General features: G+C 67.1%; 1 protein-coding gene. It reads right to left on the minus strand.

The genetic code is table 11. The annotated features are described in order from the left end of the window. On the minus strand, positions 1 to 581 hold a 581-nt coding region (locus BTW08_RS18565), incomplete at both ends, for an Ig-like domain-containing protein (protein ID WP_168170691.1).

Below are 581 nucleotides of genomic sequence, written 5' to 3' on the forward strand. Positions count from 1 at the left end.
CTGCCTGAGCGACCGGCGCATCGTTGGTGCCGGTGACGGTGATGGTGACCGTCTTCGGTGCACTGACGCCGCCGTCGTTATCGGTGGCGGTATAGCTGAAGGTCACGTCGCGACTTTCGCCGGCGGCCAGAGCGTCAAAGTCAGTGCCGGGGGCGAAGCTGTAGGAGCCGTCGGCGTTGAAGCTGAGGCTGCCGTTGCCCTGACCTACGCCGGTGTCGAGCGCGTAGCTGGCGATGGTGCCATCGACATCGGTCGCTGCCGGAACCTGCCCGCTGAGAACGCTGTTCTCGCCGGTAGTCTGGGTATCGGCGACGGCCACCGGCGCGTCGTTGGTACCGGTCACCGTTACGGTCAGCGTCGAGGTGGCGGTGCCACCCTGGCCGTCGCTGACGGTGTAGCTGATCTGGGTCTTGTCGGTCTGACCCGCGGCCAGGCGATCGAACGCCGTGCCCGGATTGAAGCTGTAGGAGCCATCCGCGTTCAGCGTGAAGGTCCCGCCATTGGAGCCGGTGATGGCCTGCCCCACGCTGCCCGCCGCGCCGTTGACCGCGCTGACGCTCAGCGTGCCGCCATCGACATAG

Source organism: Salinicola sp. MH3R3-1 (assembly GCF_001937155.1).
In the GTDB taxonomy this organism is placed as follows: Bacteria; Pseudomonadota; Gammaproteobacteria; order Pseudomonadales; family Halomonadaceae; genus Salinicola; species Salinicola halophyticus.